Origin of the sequence: Mycobacterium sp. MS1601, from assembly GCF_001984215.1 — a bacterium.
Classification (GTDB): domain Bacteria; phylum Actinomycetota; class Actinomycetes; order Mycobacteriales; family Mycobacteriaceae; genus Mycobacterium.
Map to the genome: position 1 here is coordinate 4,305,130 of NZ_CP019420.1, position 19,755 is coordinate 4,324,884.

Consider the following 19,755-nt stretch of genomic DNA (forward strand, 5'->3'; position numbering starts at 1 on the left):
TCGGCTCAGCTCAGCCCGGTCGGGCATCGAGGTGTCGGCGCATGGCTGCGGCAGCTTCGCCCAACTGGGTCAGTTGGGCAGCAGTGAACGCGTCGACGAACTCCTCCTTGATCGCCTTGAGATGCGGTGCGGTGCTGGCGCGGAAGGCGCGGGCACCGTCGTCGGTGAGGACGACGCGTGCGCCGCGGGCGTCCTCTTCGCAGGGTTCGCGCCGAACCAGGCCGCGTTTCTCCATACGGCCGAGGTGGCCGGACAGGCGGCTGCGTTCCCACTCGATAACGGTGGCGAGTTCCGATGACCGCAGTGCGTTTCCGTCCGCCTCGCTCAGTGCCAGGAGTATCCGGTAGTCGCCGCTGGACAGTTGGCAGTCGTGGTGTAGCCGGGCCTCGATGCGGGCGCGCACCATCTCGAAGGTCTCCAGGTGTGCTCGCCAGATTGCCAGCTCGTCCCTGGTGGGCAGGCGTCGACCCGTCGGTGTGTCCATCAGGCCTCCAGAGTAGTTGACATGTGAACAATGCCAGGCATGATCGATATGTCAATTACATGTGGCGACCGTGGAGGGCCCAGCAATCACATGGATGTTCCGCAGATCGAGTTCGGTATCGACAGCTTCGGAGACCTGCCACGCGGCGACGACGGGGAGGTGGTCTCTTACGCGCAGGCAATCCGCGCCACGGTGAGCGAGGCGATCCTGGCCGACGACGTCGGCATCGACGTGGTGGCGCTGGGGGAGCACCACCGGCCGGACTATGCGATCTCGAGTCCGGAGACGGTGCTGGCGGGCATCGCGACCGCCACACAACGCATTCGCCTCGCGTCCGGGGTGACGGTGCTGTCCTCGGACGATCCGGTGCGGGTGTTCCAGCGGTTCGCCACCGTCGACGCGCTCTCCAACGGCCGCGCCGAGATCATCCTGGGGCGCGGGTCGTTCACCGAGTCGTTCCCCCTCTTCGGCTACGACCTGAAGGACTACGAGGTCCTGTTCGAGGAGAAGATCGAGCTGTTCCACCGGCTCCTCGACGAGAAGCCGGTGACCTGGTCGGGCACCACCCGCGCCGCTCTGCGGGACGCGGATGTGTACCCCAAGACCGAATCGGGGCGTCTGCGCACCTGGGTGGGCGTCGGCGGGTCGCCGCAGTCGGTGGTCCGCACCGCCCAGTACGGATTCGGTCTGATGCTGGCCATCATCGGCGGCGCCCCAGATCGGTTCGCCCCCTACGTCGATCTGTACCGGCGTGCGACGCAGGAACTCGGCACCACCGCTCAGCCGGTCGGCATGCACTCGCCCGGCTTCGTGGCCGCCACCGACGAGGAAGCCAAGGAGCTGTTCTACCCCGGATACCGGGAAATCCGCGACCGGATCGGGGCGCAGCGGGGCTGGCCGCCGATCACCCGGCGGGAGTTCGACGCGGAGGTCGAGCACGGCTCGCTCTACGTCGGCTCGGTCGAGACGGTGGCGCAGAAGATCGCCCATGCCATCGGTGTGCTCGACGTTGGCCGGTTCGACATGGTCTACAGCTCCGCGGGTGCGGTGTCCGCCGATGCGAGGCTGCGTTCGGTCGAGTTGTACGGTGCCCACGTCATTCCCCGGGTCCGTGAGTTGCTGGCCGAGGCGTCGGCGGCATGACCACGGTCCCGGCGCCGCGTTCGCGAGCCATCGACATCGTTCCCCAAGATGCAGCCGATGGCCGGCGTGCGCGTAAGCGCGCTCCCCGTCGGGCCGCGGCGCAGTGGGACGCCGGCCTTCGCCAGATGAGCGCCCTCGACCGGTTGCGTGCACAGGAGGCCGTCCGCGACACCACGCTGCTGCCGTTGCGGTACGCCCGGATGGCGGCCTCGCCGTGGACGTATCTGCGGGGTGCGGCCGCGGTGATGGCGGCAGATCTGGCTGCGACGCCGCACTCGGGGTTGACGGTGCAGATGTGCGGCGACGCCCACGTGCTGAACTTCGGTTTCTGGGCCTCGCCGGAACGGCAGTTGCTCTTCGATGCCCGCGATTTCGACGAAACGCTGCCCGGACCTTTCGAATGGGACCTCAAACGCCTCACCACCAGCGTCTATGTACTCGCGGCCGCAGAACGGCTGCCGGGTGGATGTGGCGAGGATGCCGCCGCCGCGGCCGTCGAGGGCTACCGCGCGGCGATGCGCGGTTACGCCCGGATGGCGGAGCTGGACGTCTGGTATGACCGGATCACCTGTGAGGTCCCGCTGAAAGGCCTGGCTTCGGACTTCGCCGATGCCGCCATTCGCGATATCGCAAAGCAGTCACGCAAGCGAACCCATCACGGCGCGGCTGCGCAACTGGTCACCAAGGACGACGGGCGGAGCCGGATCAGCCTGGACCCGATGAAGCGCATGGACGACGGGCTGAGCCCCGAGCAGCGGGTGCAGGCCTGGGAGCAGGTTCACGAAACTTATCTGGCCTCGATTCCGCCGCACCTGCGTCGGCTCGTCGGGCGCTTGCAACTCGTCGATTCGGTCCGGCAGATCGTGGGCGTGGGCAGCGTCGGCATGCGGGTCTGGTTGAACCTGATGGAGGGCGACAGCGGCAAACAGCCGGTGTTCACCCAGGCCAAGCAGGCAGCCGCATCGGTGTACGAGGAGTTCCTGGGTCCCAGCGAATTCGCCAACCACGGCGAGCGGGTGGTGGTCGGCCAGCGTCTCATGCAGACGGCCAGCGACATCTTCCTGGGACATATGCGCGTCGACGGATTCGATTACTACGTGCGCCAGTTCCGCGACATGAAGGTCATCCCCGACGGCAAACAGATCGCGGGTTACCTGCCGCAGTTCGCGTCCGCGTGCGGGCACGCCCTGGCCAAGTCGCACGCTCGCAGCGGGGATCCCGCCGCGATCGCGGGCTACATCGGCAAGGGTGATGCTTTCGCCGACGGCATCCGCCGATACGCCCGCGCCTACGCCGAGCAGACCTGCCTCGACCATGCCGATCTTCGCACCGCGATCGCCAACCAAGACGTGGTGGCCGCAGCACATGGGTGGTAGGAAGCACCTCTGATAGGCGTGTCAGGGTAGCGTCTCCTGCCATGACCGATGATCCACTCCTGCGAAACCGCGCTGGTAGTGCGGGGGAGCGCACCACCGCGGAGCCGCTGCTCGGCGCCGGATTGGAAGGTGCGATCGCCCGCAATGTGCGTGCGTTACGCACTCAAAGTGGGCTCTCGGTGTCGGAGATGGCCGATCGTGTCGGCATCTCCAAGGCGATGATGTCGAAGATCGAGAACGCTCAAACCTCTTGCAGTCTGGCCACGCTGGCGCGACTGGCGGCGGGGTTGGACGTGCCGGTGACGTCGCTGTTCCGCGGTGTGGACGCCGAGCGGGCCGCGGTGTTCACCGCCGCGGGTACCGGCCCGCAGATCGCCCGCAACGGCACTCAGGTTGGCCATCACTACGAGTTGCTGGGCGCGTTGCGCGGACAGCACAAGCGGCTGGAATCACTGCTGGTGACGCTCACCACCGAGAGCGAGACGTATCCGCTGTTCCAGCATCCAGGCACGGAGTTCATCTACCAGCTCGAAGGGGTCATGGAGTACGGCCACGGCGCGTCGGTCTACCGGCTGGGGCCTGGCGATTCACTGCAGTTCGACGGTGAGGGTGCGCACGGGCCCACCGCCCTGATCGCCCTGCCGATCCGATTCCTGTCGGTGATCGCCTTCCCGGACACAACCCCATAGTGATTTCGGCGTGATTCCGGTCGCTCAGCGAGGGAAATCACGCCGAAATCGCTAGGTAACAGCGGACGACAAGGATGGGACGGTGACTGTTCGCCGCCATACACTCGCCGGTCAGACGTACACCTTCGACAGCCTGGTGGAGGTGATGGCCAAGGCCTCGCCGGCGCGGTCGGGAGATCAACTGGCCGGATGCGCCGCGGACACCGACGCCGAGCGCGCCGCTGCCCGCTACGCCCTGGCCGAGATCCCGCTCGCCGATTTCCTCACCGAGGTGGTGGTGCCCTACGAAACCGACGAAGTCACCCGCCTCATCATCGACAGCCATGACGCCGAGGCTTTCGCGCCGGTGAAGTCGCTGACCGTCGGTGAACTGCGAAACTGGTTGCTGCGCATGGTTATCGACCCCGAGGGGGCCGAAAAGGTGACTGCGCTGGCGCCCGGGCTGACACCCGAGATGGTGGCGGCCGTGAGCAAGCTGATGCGCAACCAGGACCTGGTGGCCGTGGCCCGGCTGCCGCTGGTGACCTCGGCCTTCCGCTCCACCATCGGGCTGCCCGGCCGGCTGGCCAGCCGGCTGCAACCCAACCACCCCACCGACAATCCGCACGGAGTCGCCGCCGCCACTCTCGACGGCCTGCTGATGGGCAGCGGCGACGCAGTGATCGGCATCAACCCCGCCACCGACTCGCCCCGCGCGGTCTCCGAGCTGCTGCGCCTGCTCGACGAGATCCGCTCGCGCTACGACATCCCCACCCAATCCTGTGTGCTGACGCACGTCACCACCACCATCGACCTGATCGACAAGGGCGCGCCGGTGGATCTGGTGTTCCAGTCCATCGCAGGCACCGAGGCCACGAACAAGGGCTTCGGCATCACCATCGACCTGCTGCGCCAAGGCATGGAAGCGGGGCGTTCACTACAGCGCGGCACCGTCGGCAACAACGTCATGTACCTCGAAACCGGCCAGGGCTCCGCGCTCAGCGCGGGAGGGCATCTGGGGGTGGGCAACCAGCCCGTGGATCAGCAGACTCTCGAGGCCCGCGCCTACGCCGTCGCCCGCGAGGTCGAACCCCTGCTGGTGAACACCGTCGTCGGCTTCATCGGCCCCGAGTACCTCTACGACGGCAAACAGATCATCCGCGCCGGGCTGGAAGACAACTTCTGCGGCCGCCTGTTGGGTCTGCCGATGGGGGTGGACGTCTGCTACACCAACCACGCCGAGGCCGACGGCGACGACATGGACGTTTTGCTGACGCTGCTGTCCGCGGCGGGCACCGCCTTCGTGATCGCCGTGCCCGGCGCCGACGACATCATGCTCGGCTACCAGAGCCTGTCATTCCACGACGTGCTGTACGCCCGCCGCACCCTCGGGCTCAAACCGGCACCTGAGTTCGAGGAATGGCTTGCCGCACAGAACATGATCGGTGCCGACGGCCTGATCCGTCCGTTGGATGCCAGTGCGTCGTCGCTGCGGGCATTGGCGGCCAGCGCATGAGCTCGCGCGATGCCGAACGCGCGCTGTGGGACCGGCTCCGCGTACACACCCGCTCGCGCATCGGGCTGGGGCGCGCCGGTGACGCACTGGACACCGCCGCCGTGCTGGATCTGTCCGCCGCACATGCAGCGGCCCGCGACGCCGTGCACTCCGCCATCGACGCCGACGGCCTGGCCGCCGCGCTGAGCGAACTCGGGGTGGGTGAGGTGCCGGTGATCACCAGCCAGGCTCCGGACCGCTCCACCTACCTGCGCCGTCCTGATCTCGGTCGGCAACCCGACGATCTCCGTGCCCTGAACGCCACCCGCCCCGATGTCGCGATCGTGGTGTGCGACGGTCTGTCCGCGCGCGCGGTCACCGACCACGCGGTGCCGATGGTGCGGGCTCTGGTGGACGCATTACCCGCGTTCACGACGTCGGTCGTCGTCGCCACCCAGGCCAGGGTGGCACTCGGGGACCACGTCGCCGCCGCTCTCGGTGCCGAGGCGGTGGTGGTGCTGGTCGGGGAGCGGCCGGGACTCTCGGTCGCCGACAGCCTGGGTGCCTACCTGTCCTACCGGCCGCGGCCCGGTATGGCGGATTCGGAACGCAACTGCGTGTCCAACATCCACTCACATGGTGTGGGCTACCAGCGCGCCGCAGCCATCGTCGCGGCGCTGCTGGCCGGCGCCAAGGAGCTGGGCCGTTCGGGCGTCGACCTCAAGGACACCTCCGAAGACCTGCTGGTCGAGGCCGAGCAGGCTGCTGCGCTGCAGTGAGTGTGTGCTAGACGTGGCGGTATGACTTCGCCGTTTGACGACCTCGACGACTATCTGGCCCTGCCGCGGATCACCGACCTGGCCGCCAGCGCCGACGGCAGCCGGGTGGTGATGGCGTTGAGTGAGCTCGCTGCCAAGACGACCGAATTCCGCACTGCCCTGTGGGAACTGGACCCGTCGGGAATCAAGCCGGCGCGTCGGTTGACTCGTGGCGCCAAGGGGGAGTCGTCCCCGACGTTCACCGCAGGCGGTGATCTGCTGTTCCTGGCTGCGCGCCCCGACGCGGACGACGACACTCCGCCGGCCGCGCTGTGGCGGCTGCCGGCGGCCGGCGGAGAGGCCGAGAAGATCCTGTCGCTGCCGGGCGGGGTCAGCGGTGTGCACACCGCCCGCGCCGCGGAACGCACCGTGGTGTCTGCCTCCCTGCTGCCGTCGGCTGCCGATCTGGACGAAGAGAAGCGGCTGCGCGACCTGCGCAAGGACTCGAAGGTCAGCGCGATCCTGCACACCGGCTATCCGGTGCGGTACTGGGACGCCGACCTGGGGCCCGCGCAACCTCACCTGTTGGACGCGGACTCGACGCGTGACCTGACGCCCATGCCGGGAGATGCGCTGCGGGAGAGCAAGTTCGACGTCAGCGCCGACGGCACCTTCATCGTGGCGGCTTGGCGGCGACCCGGACCGGGTGCGTCGCTGCGCAGCGTGCTGGTCCGCATCGACGTCGCGACCGGTGATCGCAGCGTCATCGCCGACGATCCGGACGCCGACCTGGAATCTCCGGTGATCTCTCCTGACGGCACCCAGATCGCGTTCACCAGGGAATCGCTGTCCACCCCACATCAAGCGCCGCGGATCACCTTGTGTCGCATGGTGTTCGGATCCGACATCAAGACCGTGGCGCCGGACTGGGACCGGTGGCCCGCCGCCGTCACCTGGGCGGCGGATGGGGCGGCGCTGCTGGTGGTGGCCGATGACCGCGGCCGCAGCCCCGTCTTCCGGGTGACCTTGGACGGGACGGTGACCCGGCTGACCGTCGACGATTTCGCCTACACGAGCGTGACCGTCACGGACACAGCGGTATTCGCCCTGCGCAGCAGTTACGCCTCGCCGCCGCACCCGGTGCGTATCGATACCGACGGCACGGTCACGGTGTTGCCCAGCGTCGACCTGCCCGCGTTGCCCGGCGAACTCACCGAGATCGAGGCCACCGCCGCCGACGGACGTACGGTGCGCTCGTGGCTGGTGCTGCCGGACGCCGACGATCCCGCCCCGCTGCTGCTGTGGATCCACGGCGGACCACTGGGCAGTTGGAACGCCTGGTCCTGGCGGTGGAACCCATGGCTGTTGGCCGCGAAAGGCTACGCGGTGCTGCTGCCCGACCCGGCGCTGTCCACCGGCTATGGTCAGGATTTCATCCAATTGGGTTGGGGCGCATGGGGTGGACCACCCTATGACGACCTGATGGTCGCCACCGACGCCGCCTGCGCCCATCCTCGCATCGACGAGACCCGCACCGCCGCCATGGGTGGCTCGTTCGGTGGGTACATGGCCAACTGGGTGGCCGGGCACACCGACCGGTTCGCCGCCATCGTCACCCACGCCAGCCTGTGGGCACTGGATCAGTTCGGCGCCACCACCGACTCGTCGTACTACTGGCTGCGGGAGATGACGCCCGAGATGGCCGAACAGAACTCCCCGCACCGCCACGTGGCGAACATCAGCACCCCGATGCTGGTGATCCACGGCGACAAGGACTACCGCGTCCCGATCGGCGAGGCGCTGCGGCTGTGGTTCGAGCTGCTCACGGCCTCCGGGCTCCCCGCCGACGACAGCGGACAGTCGCCGCACCGCTTCCTGTACTTCCCGTCGGAGAACCACTGGGTGTTGACGCCCCAGCACGCCAAGCTGTGGTACCAGGTGGTGACAGCGTTCCTGGCCGAGCACGTCTTGGGCGAGACCTCCGCGTTGCCGGAGACGTTGGGCTGACCGACCGGTAGGTTGAGCTCATGATCGCAGCGGAGCGCGAATTCGACATCGTGGTGTACGGGGCGACAGGCTTTGTCGGCAAGCTCACCGCCGCCTACCTGGCCCACTCCGGCGGTGATGCCCGTATCGCGTTGGCCGGACGCTCACCGGAGAAGTTGCTGGCGGTCCGGGACTCACTCGGACCCGACGCGCAGGCCTGGCCGTTGATCACCGCCGACGCGTCGCAGCCGTCGACGCTGAACGCGATGGCCGCCCGCACCCGGGTGGTGGTCACCACGGTGGGTCCCTACACCAGATACGGCCTTCCGCTGGTGGCGGCATGCGCGGCCGCGGGCACCGACTATGCCGATCTCACCGGCGAGACGATGTTCATCCGAGACAGCATCGACGCCTACCACAAGGAAGCCGCCGACACCGGTGCGCGGATCGTGCATTCGTGTGGATTCGATTCCGTCCCATCCGATCTCACCGTCTACGCGCTGTACAAGCAGGCGCAGGCAGACGGGGCGGGGGAGCTGCGGGACACCACCATGGTGGTGCGGCGCTTCGCCGGCGGCGTGTCCGGCGGCACCGTCGCCTCCATGATCGAGGTGATGAAAACGTCGTCGAAAGACCCGGCGGCGCGGGTGGCGATGCTCGATCCCTACACCCTGAGCACCGATCGTGGCGCCGAACCCGACCTCGGTGCGCAACCCGACGTCGGCTGGCGCAAAGGAGCACAGATAGCTCCGGAGTTGGCGGGCATCTGGACCGGCGCGTTCGTCATGGGCGCCACCAACTCCCGGATCGTGCGGCGCAGCAATGCCCTGCTGGAGTGGGGTTATGGCCGCGGGTTCGCCTACAGCGAGGCGATGAGCATGGGATCCTCGCCGATGGCTCCCATCGCCGCGGCGGTGGGCACCGCCACCAACGCCGCCGTGGTGGCACTGGGCAGCCGGTACTTCGACAAGTTGCCGGACCGGCTGGTGCAGCGCATCGCCCCCAAACCGGGCACCGGCCCCAGCGAGCGGGCCCGCGAACGGGGCCACTACACGGTCGAGACCTACACCACCACGACCTCCGGAGCGCGTTACCGCACCACCATGGCCCAGAAGGGCGATCCCGGCTACAAGGCGACTGCGGTGCTGCTCGGCGAATGCGGGTTGGCGTTGGCGCTGCACCGCGACACGCTCTCGGATCTGCGAGGCGTGCTGACCCCGGCCGCCGCCATGGGCGATGCGCTGCTGGACCTACTGCCGGCCGCCGAGGGTGTCACCTTGGAAACAACCCGGTTGAACTGACCCCCGGCTTCGCCCGAGAGGTCTACCGTCGAGATAACTTCGACGAAGAGGTGCACGCCATGGCCGGACTCGACGATCTCTACCGCCAGATTCCCGTCGACGACATTGCCGCCAGACTCGGCGCCGACCGCGGTGAGGTGGACACCGCCATCCGGGCGCTGGTGCCCACATTGGTGGGCGGACTGGCGCACAACGCCGGCGCCGACGACGCCACCGCAACCACGATCGAAGCTGCCGCCCACGATCATGCCGCCGCAGGACTGCTGGACGGCGGTGTCTCTGTCGACGACGTGGACCTGGCCGACGGCGACAAGATCGTCGGCAAGATCTTCGCCGGCCGCGACAGTGATGCGGTGGCCTCGGCGTTGGCCCCCGCAGGCGTCGGCAGCAGCGGCCTGATCAAACAGCTGTTACCCATTCTCGCGCCCATTGTGCTGGCCTACCTCGGCAAGCAGTTCGGCCAACAGTCGTCGGGCGGCGGCGGGATCGGTGACATCCTCGGCAGCATCCTCGGCGGTGGCAGTGCGCCGCGCGGACAGAGCGACAACCCACTGGGCAGCATCCTGGGCGGCATGCTCGGAGCCGGCTCGGGCAAGGACAATCCGATCGGCGACATTCTGGGTGGACTGTTGGGCGGCAAACGCTGAACTGGATCCGGCGCCCGCCCGGGCCGGTTCTGGCCTTGGCCGCAGTGGTCGCCGGAATCTGCCTGATGTGGGCGTCGAGCCTGCCCAGCTCCGATTTCGGGCTGGCGATGTACTCGGTGTTGGCCGGGATGACGATCTGTGGGCTCTGGTTGATACGCACCGTGTGCTTTGTGATCACCACCCGGCGGCTCTCGTCCTGGATCGTAGTGGTGCCCGCGGTGGTGGTGCTGTGTCTGAGCATCAACGCGGCGCAGGCTCCGTTGCGGCTGCGTTTTGCGCTCGCCGAGAACGCCTTCACCCAGGCACTGGCCGCCGCCGTCGACAACCCACAGGCTGCGAACACCCTCGCCGGCGACATCGGCAGCTACCCGGTCAGCAGTGTCGAAGTCCACCACGACCGGGTCTACTTCTGCGTCGCAGGCAGCGGGTTTCTGAGTCAGGGTGGGTTCGCCCACCTACCGTCGGGGCTTCCTGCGACCGACGATCCGATCGGGGAGTCGGTGACTGTCAGCCCGCTCACCGGAGCCTGGTACGTGTTCAGCTCGTCATGGTGAGCGCCCAACCCGCGGTCTCCGGCGCCCGCGTCGCTACCTAGAATTGACCGGTGACTGCCAGCTCCCATACCGACGCCGCTGCCTCCCGGGCACAAGACCTGCCCAAGTCCTGGGACCCAACGGCCGTAGAAAGCGAGCTGTACGAGGGCTGGGTCAAGGCCGGGTACTTCACCGCCGACCCCTCCAGCGACAAGCCGCCCTACTCGATCGTGTTGCCGCCGCCGAACGTGACGGGCAGCCTGCACATGGGCCACGCCCTGGACCACACCATCATGGACGCGCTGACCCGGCGGCGCCGCATGCAGGGTTACGAGGTGCTGTGGCTGCCCGGTATGGACCACGCCGGCATCGCTACCCAGTCGTTGGTGGAAAAGCAGCTAGCCGAGGACGGCAAGACCAAAGAAGACTTCGGCCGCGAGCTGTTCATCGACAAGGTGTGGGACTGGAAGCGCGAGTCCGGAGGCACCATCGGCGCACAGATGCGCAGCATCGGCGACGGCGTCGACTGGAGCCGTGATCGCTTCACCATGGACGACGGCCTGTCCCGTGCCGTGCGCACCATCTTCAAACGGCTCTACGACGCCGGATTGATCTACCAGGCCGAACGCCTGGTCAACTGGTCGCCGGTGCTGCGCACTGCCATCAGTGATCTCGAGGTCAAGTACGAAGACGTCGACGGCGAGTTGGTGTCCTTCCGCTACGGCTCCATGAACGACGACGAACCACACATCGTGGTGGCCACCACCCGGATGGAGACCATGCTGGGCGACACCGCCATCGCGGTGCACCCCGACGACGAGCGTTACCGAGCGCTGGTCGGCAAGACCCTGCCGCACCCCTTCCAGGACCGTGACATCGTGATCGTCGCCGACGAGCACGTTGATCCCGAATTCGGCACCGGCGCAGTCAAAGTGACACCGGCCCACGACCCCAATGACTTCGAGATCGGCCTGCGGCACAACCTGGCGATGCCGACGATGATGGACGAGACCGGCCACATCGCCGACACCGGAACGCAGTTCGACGGGATGGACCGGTTCGCGGCGCGTGTCGCCGTGCGTGAGGCGCTGGCCGCCCAGGGCCGCATCGTCGCCGAGAAGCGGCCCTACCAACACAGCGTCGGCCACTCCGAGCGCAGCGGTGAGCCCATCGAACCCCGGCTCAGCCTGCAGTGGTGGGTCAAGGTGGAGGGTCTGGCCAAGGCGTCCGGTGACGCAGTCCGCAACGGCGACACCGTGATCCACCCGGCCAGTCTGGAACCGCGGTGGTTCGGCTGGGTCGACAACATGCACGACTGGTGCATCTCGCGTCAGCTGTGGTGGGGCCATCGCATCCCGATCTGGCACGGCCCCGACGGTCAGAAGGTCTGCCTGGGACCTGATGAGACCCCGCCGGAAGGCTGGGAGCAGGACCCCGACGTACTGGACACCTGGTTCTCCTCGGCGCTGTGGCCGTTCTCCACGATGGGCTGGCCGGACAAGACGCCGGAGCTCGAGAAGTTCTATCCGACATCGGTTCTGGTGACCGGTTACGACATCCTGTTCTTCTGGGTGGCGCGGATGATGATGTTCGGCACCTTCGTCGCCGGGGACGAGACCATCCCGAATCCGGCCACGGGCCGTCCCCAGGTGCCGTTCCAGAATGTGTTCCTGCACGGGCTCATCCGCGACGAGTTCGGCCGCAAGATGAGCAAGTCCAAGGGAAACGGCATCGACCCGCTGGATTGGGTGCAGACGTTCGGCGCCGACGCCCTGCGCTTCACCCTGGCCCGCGGGGCCAGCCCCGGCGGTGACCTCTCCATCGGCGAGGATCACGCCCGCGCGTCACGCAATTTCGCCACCAAGTTGTTCAATGCCACCCGCTTTGCGCTGATGAACGGTGCGGAACCGGCGGAGTTGCCCGCGGAATCAGTGCTCACCGATGCCGACAAATGGATCCTTGGACGCCTCGAAGAGGTTCGGGCCGAAGCGGATTCGGCGTTCGAGAACTACGAGTTCAGCCGTGCCTGCGAAGCGCTCTATCACTTCGCCTGGGACGAGTTCTGCGACTGGTACGTCGAACTGGCGAAAGTGCAACTGGGCCAGGGGCACACGCACACCACGGCGGTGCTGGCCGCAGTGCTCGACAGCCTGCTCAAACTGCTGCACCCGGTGATGCCGTTCGTCACCGAGACACTGTGGAAGGCGCTCACCGGCGGTGAGTCGCTGGTGATCGCCGACTGGCCGCAGACCTCGGGCATCACCTTGGATCAGGGCGCCGCCGGGCGGGTGGCCGATCTGCAGAAGCTGGTCACCGAAGTGCGCCGATTCCGCAGCGATCAGGGTCTGGCCGACCGGCAGCGGGTGCCGGCCCGGTTGTCCGGTATCGACGCCGCGGGGCTCAGCGACCACATCCGCGCCACCACGGCGTTGTCCTGGCTGACCGACCCCGCGGATGGTTTCATCCCGTCCGCCTCGATCGAGGTGCGCCTCGGCGGCGGCACGGTGCAGGTGGAATTGGACACCTCCGGCACCGTCGACGTCGCCGCCGAACGTCGCCGTCTGGAGAAGGATCTGGCCGCCGCGCAGAAGGAGCTGGCAGGCACCACTGCCAAGCTGGGCAACGAAGCATTCCTGGCCAAGGCGCCCGAAGCCGTGGTCGCCAAGATCCGGGACCGCCAGCAGCTCGCCGGCGAAGAGGTGGACCGGATCACCGCCCGCCTGGCCGGATTGGCATGAGCGAGTCCGATTTCCCGCTCGACGATGACTTCGGGGATCCGGAAGCGATCACCCCCGAGGCCATCATCGAACCGAGCCCCGACGAGGTGGCGGCGCTGCTGCAGGTCGAGCACCTGCTGGACCAGCGGTGGCCGGAGACCAAGATCGAGCCCAGCACGGCGCGCATCTCGGCATTGATGGAGCTCCTCGGCTCGCCGCAGCGCAATTACCCGAGCATCCACATCGCGGGCACCAACGGCAAGACCTCGGTGGCGCGGATGATCGACGCGTTGATCAGCGCACTGCACCAACGCACCGGTCGCACCACCAGCCCGCACCTGCAGTCGGCCACCGAGCGCATCTCGATCGACAACGCACCCATCAGCCCGGCGAAGTACGTCGAGACCTACCGGGAGATCGAACCGTTCGTCGAGCTCGTCGATCAGCAGTCGCACGCCGCCGGCGGGCCGTCCATGAGCAAGTTCGAGGTGGTCACGGCCATGGCATTCGCGGCTTTCGCCGACGCCCCGGTGGACGTCGCGATCATCGAGGTGGGCCTGGGCGGTCGCTGGGACGCCACCAACATCGTCGATGCGCCCGTCGCCGTCATCACTCCGATCGGTATCGACCATGTGGAGTACCTCGGCAACGACATCACCTCCATCGCGGGTGAGAAGGCCGGCATCATCCGCAAGCCCGAACCCGACGACGTGCTGCCGGAGGGCGTCGATCCCAGCATGGTCGCCATCATCGGCCAGCAGGTGCCTGAGGCCATGGAAGTCCTGATGGCCCAAGCTATCGAAGCCGACGCCTCGGTGGCCCGGGAAGGCTCGGAGTTCGCGGTGCTCTCGAGGCAGGTGGCCATCGGCGGGCAGCTGTTGGAACTGCAGGGCCTCGGCGGCGTGTACTCCGAGGTGTTCCTGCCCCTGCACGGCGAACACCAGGCCCACAACGCGGCTGTCGCCCTGGCCGCCGTGGAGGCGTTCTTCGGTGCGGGCGCCTCACGTCAGCTCGACATCGACGCCGTACGCGCCGGTTTCGCCGCCGTCACCAGCCCCGGCAGGCTGGAGCGGCTGCGCACCGCCCCGACGGTGTTCATCGACGCCGCCCACAATCCCGCCGGCGCGACGGCACTGGCCGCCACGCTGGCCGAAGAGTTCGACTTCAGGTTCCTTGTGGGCGTGGTCTCGGTGATGGGCGACAAGGACGTAGCGGGCATGCTCGACGTCCTGGAACCGGTATTCGATCAGCTTGTGGTCACGCACAACGGATCGCCACGGGCGCTGGAGACCGATGCCCTGGCGCTGCTGGCCGAAGAACGGTTCGGCCAGGAGCGGGTGATCACCGCCGCCACGTTGGCCGACGCCGTGGAGACCGCCACCGCGTTGGTGGAGCAGGCGGGCCAGGACGGCGGAGTGTTCGGTACCGGGATCGTCGTCACCGGGTCTGTGGTCACCGCCGGCGCGGCTCGCACCCTGTTCGGCAAGGACCCGCAGTGACCGACACGCCGACACCGCCAGACCCGTGGAAGAGTTTCCGGGGCGTGATGGCCGGGACGCTGATTCTGGAAGCCATCGTGGTGCTGTTGGCCCTGCCGGTGGTGGGCGCTGTCGGAGGCGGTCTGAACGCCTTCTCGATGGCGTACCTGATCGGCTTCGCGGTGTTCTTGATCCTGCTGTCCGGGATGCAGGGCAGGCCATGGGCGTTGTGGGTGAACTGCGGTGTCCAGGTGCTGCTGATCGCCGGATGGGTGGTCTATCCCGGAGTCGGATTCGTCGGGCTGGTGTTCGCGGTGGTCTGGGGGCTGATCGTGTACCTGCGCGCCGAGGTGCTCCGGCGACAGCGCCGCGGGCTGCTCCCGGGGCAGCGGAATAGCGACTGACCAGGCGATACAACGAATTCGCCCGCGTTCGGTACGCTGTGCGCCGTGACTGAGCGGACTTTGGCCCTGATCAAGCCTGATGGCGTCGAGCGGCAACTGATCGGAGAGATCATCAGCCGGATCGAGCGAAAAGGACTCTCGATCGCAGCGTTGGAGCTCAAGCACGTCAGCGACGAGCTGGCGCGCGCCCACTACGCCGAGCACGAGGGCAAGCCTTTCTTCCCCTCACTGCTGGAGTTCATCACCTCCGGTGCCGTGGTGGCTGCCATCCTCGAAGGCCCCCGCGCTGTGGCGGCCTTCCGGCAGATCGCCGGCGGCACCGATCCGGTGGAGAAGGCCACGCCCGGCACCATCCGCGGTGATTTCGGCCTGGAGACCCAGTTCAACCTGGTGCACGGATCCGATTCTCCGGACTCCGCAGAGCGCGAGATCGCGCTCTGGTTCCCCAACTCCTGAGGCCGGGCCAGGCCGGGTGTCAGTTGGTCCGGCCCTGCCCTCTCGGCGCGCCGGGGGCACCTCAGCCCGGTTCCTCCGCGCGGCGTCGGCGACCGGCCTGACCCGACTCTGGTCGGACGCACTACTTCGGTATGGGATACTGGACGCGGGTGTACGGCGTCAGACCGGTGGCGTACACCCGGATGAAGACTTAGACGAGCGCGACCACCGCTATCCGCGATGCGGCGCCGACCGTCCCAGCCATCATTCAACCCAGGCACCGGGTGGGTTCATACAGAGCCGCCCGGGGCGAGACCACAACAAGTTCGGTGAAGCCAGCCGAGCCCATAACCGAAGTCCTCGCGCGGCCGCGTCGTATGACGCGCCCGGGGGCTCGAAGGAGAGTACGTGGACGACGATGCCCAAATCCATGACCACACCGACAGCAGCGCCGCGGAGAACAGCGCGCCTGCTGACAACGGCGGGGACACCTCTCACCCGGAGATTCCCGAGCGACTGAGAGTCCACTCGCTGGCCAGGGTGCTTGGCACCACCAGCCGCCGCGTGCTCGAAGCGCTCGCCGAGTTCGACGGCCGGTCCCGCAGCGCGCACTCCAGTGTGGATCGTGTTGACGCGGTGAAGGTGCGTGACGTCCTCGCCGCGGCCGAGCAGGCCCAGGCGCCCGCCCCACAACCACAGTCGGTGCCCGAACCCGAGGTTGCGCCGGAACCCGAGGCCGCTCCGGAACTCGAGGTGGCTCCGGAATCGCGACCTGAACTGGAAATCGTCGAGCCCGACACGCCGCAGGTTGCCGAATCCGAGTTCGCGACCATCTCCTCAGCGGACGAGGTGCCCGAGGGCGAGCCTGAATCCCGGCTGCTGATCGACGTGCCGCAGGAGCCGGAGTCCGAGGCCTCCGATGCCGTGGTGGCCGACTATCTGCCGCTGTTCGTGGCACCGCAGCCGGTCAAGGACCGGCCGGTCAGGGAACGTCCCGCCCCCGAGGTGCGTGCTGACGAGGCCGACTCCGACACCGATGACGGCGACACCGACGACGGTGACGACTCCGATGACGAGCAGGCCGAAAAGCCGGCCAACCGCAGGCGCCGGCGTGGACGCCGTGGCCGTGGCCGCGGTCGCGGTGGTGAACCCGGGTCCGACGATGACTCCGACGACGAGCAGGCCGAGAAGTCCGACACCGAGGACAAGTCCGATGGTGACGAGGCTGCTGAGGATTCTTCGGACGACGACGGCGAGGACGACGACAGCGGCAGCGGTGACGGCTCCAGCCGGCGCCGTCGCAGGCGTCGTCGCCGCAAGTCCGGTTCCAGCGACGACGGGGGTGAGTCGGCCTCGCCTGACGACCCGCCGAACACCGTCGTCCACGAACGCGCCCCTCGCAGCAAGGCCGACAAGGCCGACAAGGCGTCCAACGAGATCCAGGGCATCAGTGGGTCCACCCGACTGGAGGCCAAACGCCAGCGCCGCCGTGACGGCCGTGACGCCGGTCGTCGCCGCCCGCCGATCCTGTCCGAGGCCGAGTTCCTGGCCCGCCGGGAGGCTGTCGAGCGGACCATGATCGTGCGGGACAAGATCCGCACCGAGCCGCCGCATGCCGGCGCCCGCTACACCCAGATCGCGGTTCTCGAAGACGGCGTGGTGGTGGAGCATTTTGTCACCTCGGCCGGGTCCGCTTCGTTGGTCGGCAACATCTACCTCGGCATCGTGCAGAACGTCCTGCCGTCCATGGAGGCGGCGTTCGTCGACATCGGCCGCGGCCGCAACGGCGTCCTGTACGCCGGCGAGGTCAACTGGGAGGCCGCTGGGCTCGGCGGCGCCCAACGCAAGATCGAGCAGGCCCTCAAGCCCGGCGATTACGTCGTCGTCCAGGTCAGCAAGGACCCGGTGGGGCACAAGGGCGCGCGGCTGACCACACAGGTGTCCCTGGCCGGCCGCTACCTGGTCTACGTTCCCGGCGCCTCGTCGACGGGCATCAGCCGCAAGCTGCCCGACACCGAGCGCCAGCGGCTCAAGGAGATCCTGCGTGAGGTGGTTCCCGCCGACGCCGGCGTGATCATCCGCACCGCCTCCGAAGGCGTCAAGGAAGAGGACATCCGCACGGATGTCGAGCGCCTGCAGAAGCGGTGGACCGAAGTCGAGGCCAAGGCTGCCGAGGTCACCGGCAAGAAGGCCGGCGCCGCCGTCGCGCTGTACGAAGAGCCCGATGTGCTGGTCAAGGTGATCCGCGACCTGTTCAACGAAGACTTCTCCGGACTGATCGTTTCCGGTGACGATGCCTGGAAGACCATCAACGACTATGTCGCCTCGGTGGCTCCGGAGCTGATGTCGAAGCTGACGAAGTACGACGCGGCTGACAACGGCGGGCCCGACGTCTTCGCGGTGCACCGCATCGACGAGCAGCTGACGAAGGCCATGGACCGCAAGGTGTGGCTGCCGTCCGGCGGCACCCTGGTGATCGACCGCACCGAGGCCATGACCGTGGTGGACGTCAACACCGGCAAATTCACCGGTGCCGGCGGCAACCTCGAGCAGACCGTCACCAAGAACAACCTGGAAGCTGCCGAGGAGATCGTGCGCCAACTGCGGCTGCGCGATATCGGCGGCATCGTGGTGATCGACTTCATCGACATGGTGCTGGAGTCCAACCGGGACCTGGTGCTGCGCAGGCTCACCGAAGCCCTGGCACGCGACCGCACCCGGCATCAGGTCTCCGAGGTGACCTCGCTGGGCCTGGTGCAGTTGACCCGCAAGAAGTTGGGCACCGGCCTGGTCGAGGCGTTCTCCACCACCTGCACCCACTGTGCGGGCCGCGGCATCGTCCTGCACAGTGATCCGGTCGATTCGGGGGCGCCCGCACCGGCGCGCAAGGCCGCTGAGCCTGCCGGGGGCAGCCGGCGCAGCAAGCGTTCTGGCAAGAGGGGCAAGGCCGAGGAGCCCACACCGGAAGTCGCCCGGGTGCCCACGCACAGTGCCGAGCATCCGATGTTCAAGGCGATGGCCGCCGCCAATGGCAAGCACGAAGACGACGACGAATCCGACATCGACGAATCCGACATCGAGACCGCCGAGTCCGAGGAGATCCTCACCGAGGAGGCTGTGCACGATGCGGTCGGTGAGGAACAGTCGCAGGAGCGGGTGGACGCCGAACTCGAGGATGACTTCGACGATTCGGACGACGACGACGATTCGGACGACGACGATTCGGACGACGACGATGATTCGGAGGACGAGTCCGACGAACTCGATCTCGACGAGGTAGACGAGGACGAGGACGAGGACGAGGACGACGACATCGAACTCGACGAGGACTCGGACGAATCCGACGAGGACGACGACGACTCCGATGACGACGACGATTCCGATGACGAAGAGTCCGACGACGACCCCGAGGACGAGCCCGAACCCGTCGTTGAGGTGATCTCCACCACTCGGCCACGTCGCCGTCGGGCGGCCGCAAGACCCGCGGGGCCGCCAAAGGCCTGATCAGAGCGCGGTTTGACCCGTAAGACGCTGCTCACGTAACCTTGAGCAGTTGTCGTCAGGCCGTCACCTGCGACAGCGGGGATGAACATTGCCCCGCACCACAAGACCCGCGCGTGCAGCCTCCGGGTAGCGCGCGCCCGCACGAAGCACTGCAAGACTAGAGATAGAGAGACAGGAACGATGGCAGCCGAGAACGCCACGTACGCGATCGTCAAGACCGGCGGCAAGCAGTACAAGGTCGCCGTCGGCGACATCGTCAAGGTCGAGAAGCTGGAGATCGAGGCCGGCGGCTCCGTCTCGCTGCCCGTCGCTCTCGTCGTCGACGGTGCCAAGGTCACCACCGACGCCAAGGCGCTGGAGAAGGTTGCCGTCACCGGTGAGGTGCTCGAGCACACCAAGGGTCCCAAGATCCGCATCCACAAGTTCAAGAACAAGACCGGCTACCACAAGCGCCAGGGGCACCGTCAGCAGCTGACGGTCCTCAAGGTCACCGGCATCAAGTAAAGGGGAGCGAACACCATGGCACACAAAAAGGGCGCTTCCAGCTCACGCAACGGTCGCGACTCAGCCGCCCAGCGGCTCGGCGTCAAGCGCTTCGGCGGCCAGGTCGTCAAGGCCGGTGAGATCATCGTCCGCCAGCGTGGCACCCACTTCCACCCCGGCGTGAACGTCGGCCGTGGCGGCGACGACACGCTGTTCGCGCTGTCGGCCGGCGCTGTCGAGTTCGGCAGCAAGCGCGGTCGCAAGACTGTCAACATCGTTCCGGCTGACGCCTGACGTTCCGAGGACCACGCCTGCGAATGTGAAGCTGCTGCGAGTTCTCGAA

17 protein-coding genes are annotated in these 19,755 nt (G+C 67.6%); 16 read left to right on the top strand and 1 reads right to left on the bottom strand.

Annotated features, from left to right (window positions below):
* Window positions 1–10: 10 nt before the first annotated feature.
* On the bottom strand, window positions 11–484 hold the full coding sequence (locus BVC93_RS20890) for a MarR family winged helix-turn-helix transcriptional regulator (protein WP_083739141.1): 474 nt from the start codon (window positions 482–484) through the stop codon (window positions 11–13).
* A 90-nt stretch (window positions 485–574) separates the two neighbouring features.
* Here BVC93_RS20890 and BVC93_RS20895 point away from each other — a divergent pair, with 90 nt between their 5' ends.
* From BVC93_RS20895 to rpmA, 16 genes are all read left to right on the top strand, one after another.
* A complete protein-coding gene (locus BVC93_RS20895) occupies window positions 575–1,627 on the top strand; it encodes an LLM class flavin-dependent oxidoreductase (RefSeq protein WP_083739142.1) in 1,053 nt (350 codons plus the stop codon).
* Window positions 1,624–3,003, top strand: a complete 1,380-nt coding sequence (locus BVC93_RS20900; RefSeq protein ID WP_197687511.1) for a DUF2252 domain-containing protein — start codon at window positions 1,624–1,626, stop codon at window positions 3,001–3,003. Before BVC93_RS20895 ends, BVC93_RS20900 begins: the two co-directional genes overlap by 4 nt.
* Before the next feature lie 41 nt (window positions 3,004–3,044).
* On the top strand, window positions 3,045–3,692 hold the full coding sequence (locus BVC93_RS20905; RefSeq protein WP_083739143.1) for a helix-turn-helix domain-containing protein: 648 nt from the start codon (window positions 3,045–3,047) through the stop codon (window positions 3,690–3,692).
* Window positions 3,693–3,774: 82 nt separating this feature from the next.
* The gene (locus tag BVC93_RS20910; RefSeq protein ID WP_083739144.1) at window positions 3,775–5,187 is read left to right on the top strand and encodes an ethanolamine ammonia-lyase subunit EutB; all 1,413 of its coding nucleotides are present in this window, start codon (window positions 3,775–3,777) and stop codon (window positions 5,185–5,187) included.
* Complete coding sequence (gene eutC, locus BVC93_RS20915; protein ID WP_083739145.1) at window positions 5,184–5,945, top strand: ethanolamine ammonia-lyase subunit EutC; 762 nt, start codon at window positions 5,184–5,186, stop codon at window positions 5,943–5,945. The genes BVC93_RS20910 and eutC overlap by 4 nt, the downstream gene beginning before the upstream one ends.
* 21 nt (window positions 5,946–5,966) lie before the next feature.
* Window positions 5,967–7,931: a S9 family peptidase gene (locus BVC93_RS20920; protein WP_083739146.1), complete on the top strand. Its 1,965-nt coding sequence runs from the start codon at window positions 5,967–5,969 to the stop codon at window positions 7,929–7,931.
* Window positions 7,932–7,951: 20 nt separating this feature from the next.
* The gene (locus BVC93_RS20925; protein ID WP_083739147.1) at window positions 7,952–9,211 is read left to right on the top strand and encodes a saccharopine dehydrogenase family protein; all 1,260 of its coding nucleotides are present in this window, start codon (window positions 7,952–7,954) and stop codon (window positions 9,209–9,211) included.
* A 59-nt stretch (window positions 9,212–9,270) separates the two neighbouring features.
* Entirely contained in the window at window positions 9,271–9,858 is a 588-nt protein-coding gene (locus BVC93_RS20930) for a DUF937 domain-containing protein (RefSeq protein ID WP_083739148.1), read from the top strand.
* Between the two features lie 35 nt (window positions 9,859–9,893).
* Window positions 9,894–10,412, top strand: a complete 519-nt coding sequence (locus tag BVC93_RS20935) for a hypothetical protein (RefSeq protein ID WP_083739149.1) — start codon at window positions 9,894–9,896, stop codon at window positions 10,410–10,412.
* Window positions 10,413–10,462: 50 nt separating this feature from the next.
* The gene (locus BVC93_RS20940; RefSeq protein WP_083739150.1) at window positions 10,463–13,129 is read left to right on the top strand and encodes a valine--tRNA ligase; all 2,667 of its coding nucleotides are present in this window, start codon (window positions 10,463–10,465) and stop codon (window positions 13,127–13,129) included.
* Window positions 13,126–14,607: a bifunctional tetrahydrofolate synthase/dihydrofolate synthase gene (folC, locus tag BVC93_RS20945; protein WP_083739151.1), complete on the top strand. Its 1,482-nt coding sequence runs from the start codon at window positions 13,126–13,128 to the stop codon at window positions 14,605–14,607. Before BVC93_RS20940 ends, folC begins: the two co-directional genes overlap by 4 nt.
* A gap of 47 nt (window positions 14,608–14,654) precedes the next feature.
* Window positions 14,655–14,990: a DUF4233 domain-containing protein gene (locus BVC93_RS20950; RefSeq protein WP_083739152.1), complete on the top strand. Its 336-nt coding sequence runs from the start codon at window positions 14,655–14,657 to the stop codon at window positions 14,988–14,990.
* Between the two features lie 45 nt (window positions 14,991–15,035).
* Complete coding sequence (gene ndk / locus BVC93_RS20955; protein WP_083739153.1) at window positions 15,036–15,446, top strand: nucleoside-diphosphate kinase; 411 nt, start codon at window positions 15,036–15,038, stop codon at window positions 15,444–15,446.
* Window positions 15,447–15,833: 387 nt separating this feature from the next.
* Entirely contained in the window at window positions 15,834–18,929 is a 3,096-nt protein-coding gene (locus BVC93_RS20960) for an Rne/Rng family ribonuclease (RefSeq protein ID WP_083739154.1), read from the top strand.
* 180 nt (window positions 18,930–19,109) lie between these two features.
* On the top strand, window positions 19,110–19,433 hold the full coding sequence (gene rplU / locus BVC93_RS20965; RefSeq protein WP_083739155.1) for a 50S ribosomal protein L21: 324 nt from the start codon (window positions 19,110–19,112) through the stop codon (window positions 19,431–19,433).
* A gap of 15 nt (window positions 19,434–19,448) precedes the next feature.
* Window positions 19,449–19,706, top strand: coding sequence for a 50S ribosomal protein L27 (gene rpmA / locus BVC93_RS20970; protein WP_068917934.1), 258 nt, complete (start codon window positions 19,449–19,451; stop codon window positions 19,704–19,706).
* The last annotated feature ends 49 nt before the right edge of the window (window positions 19,707–19,755 follow it).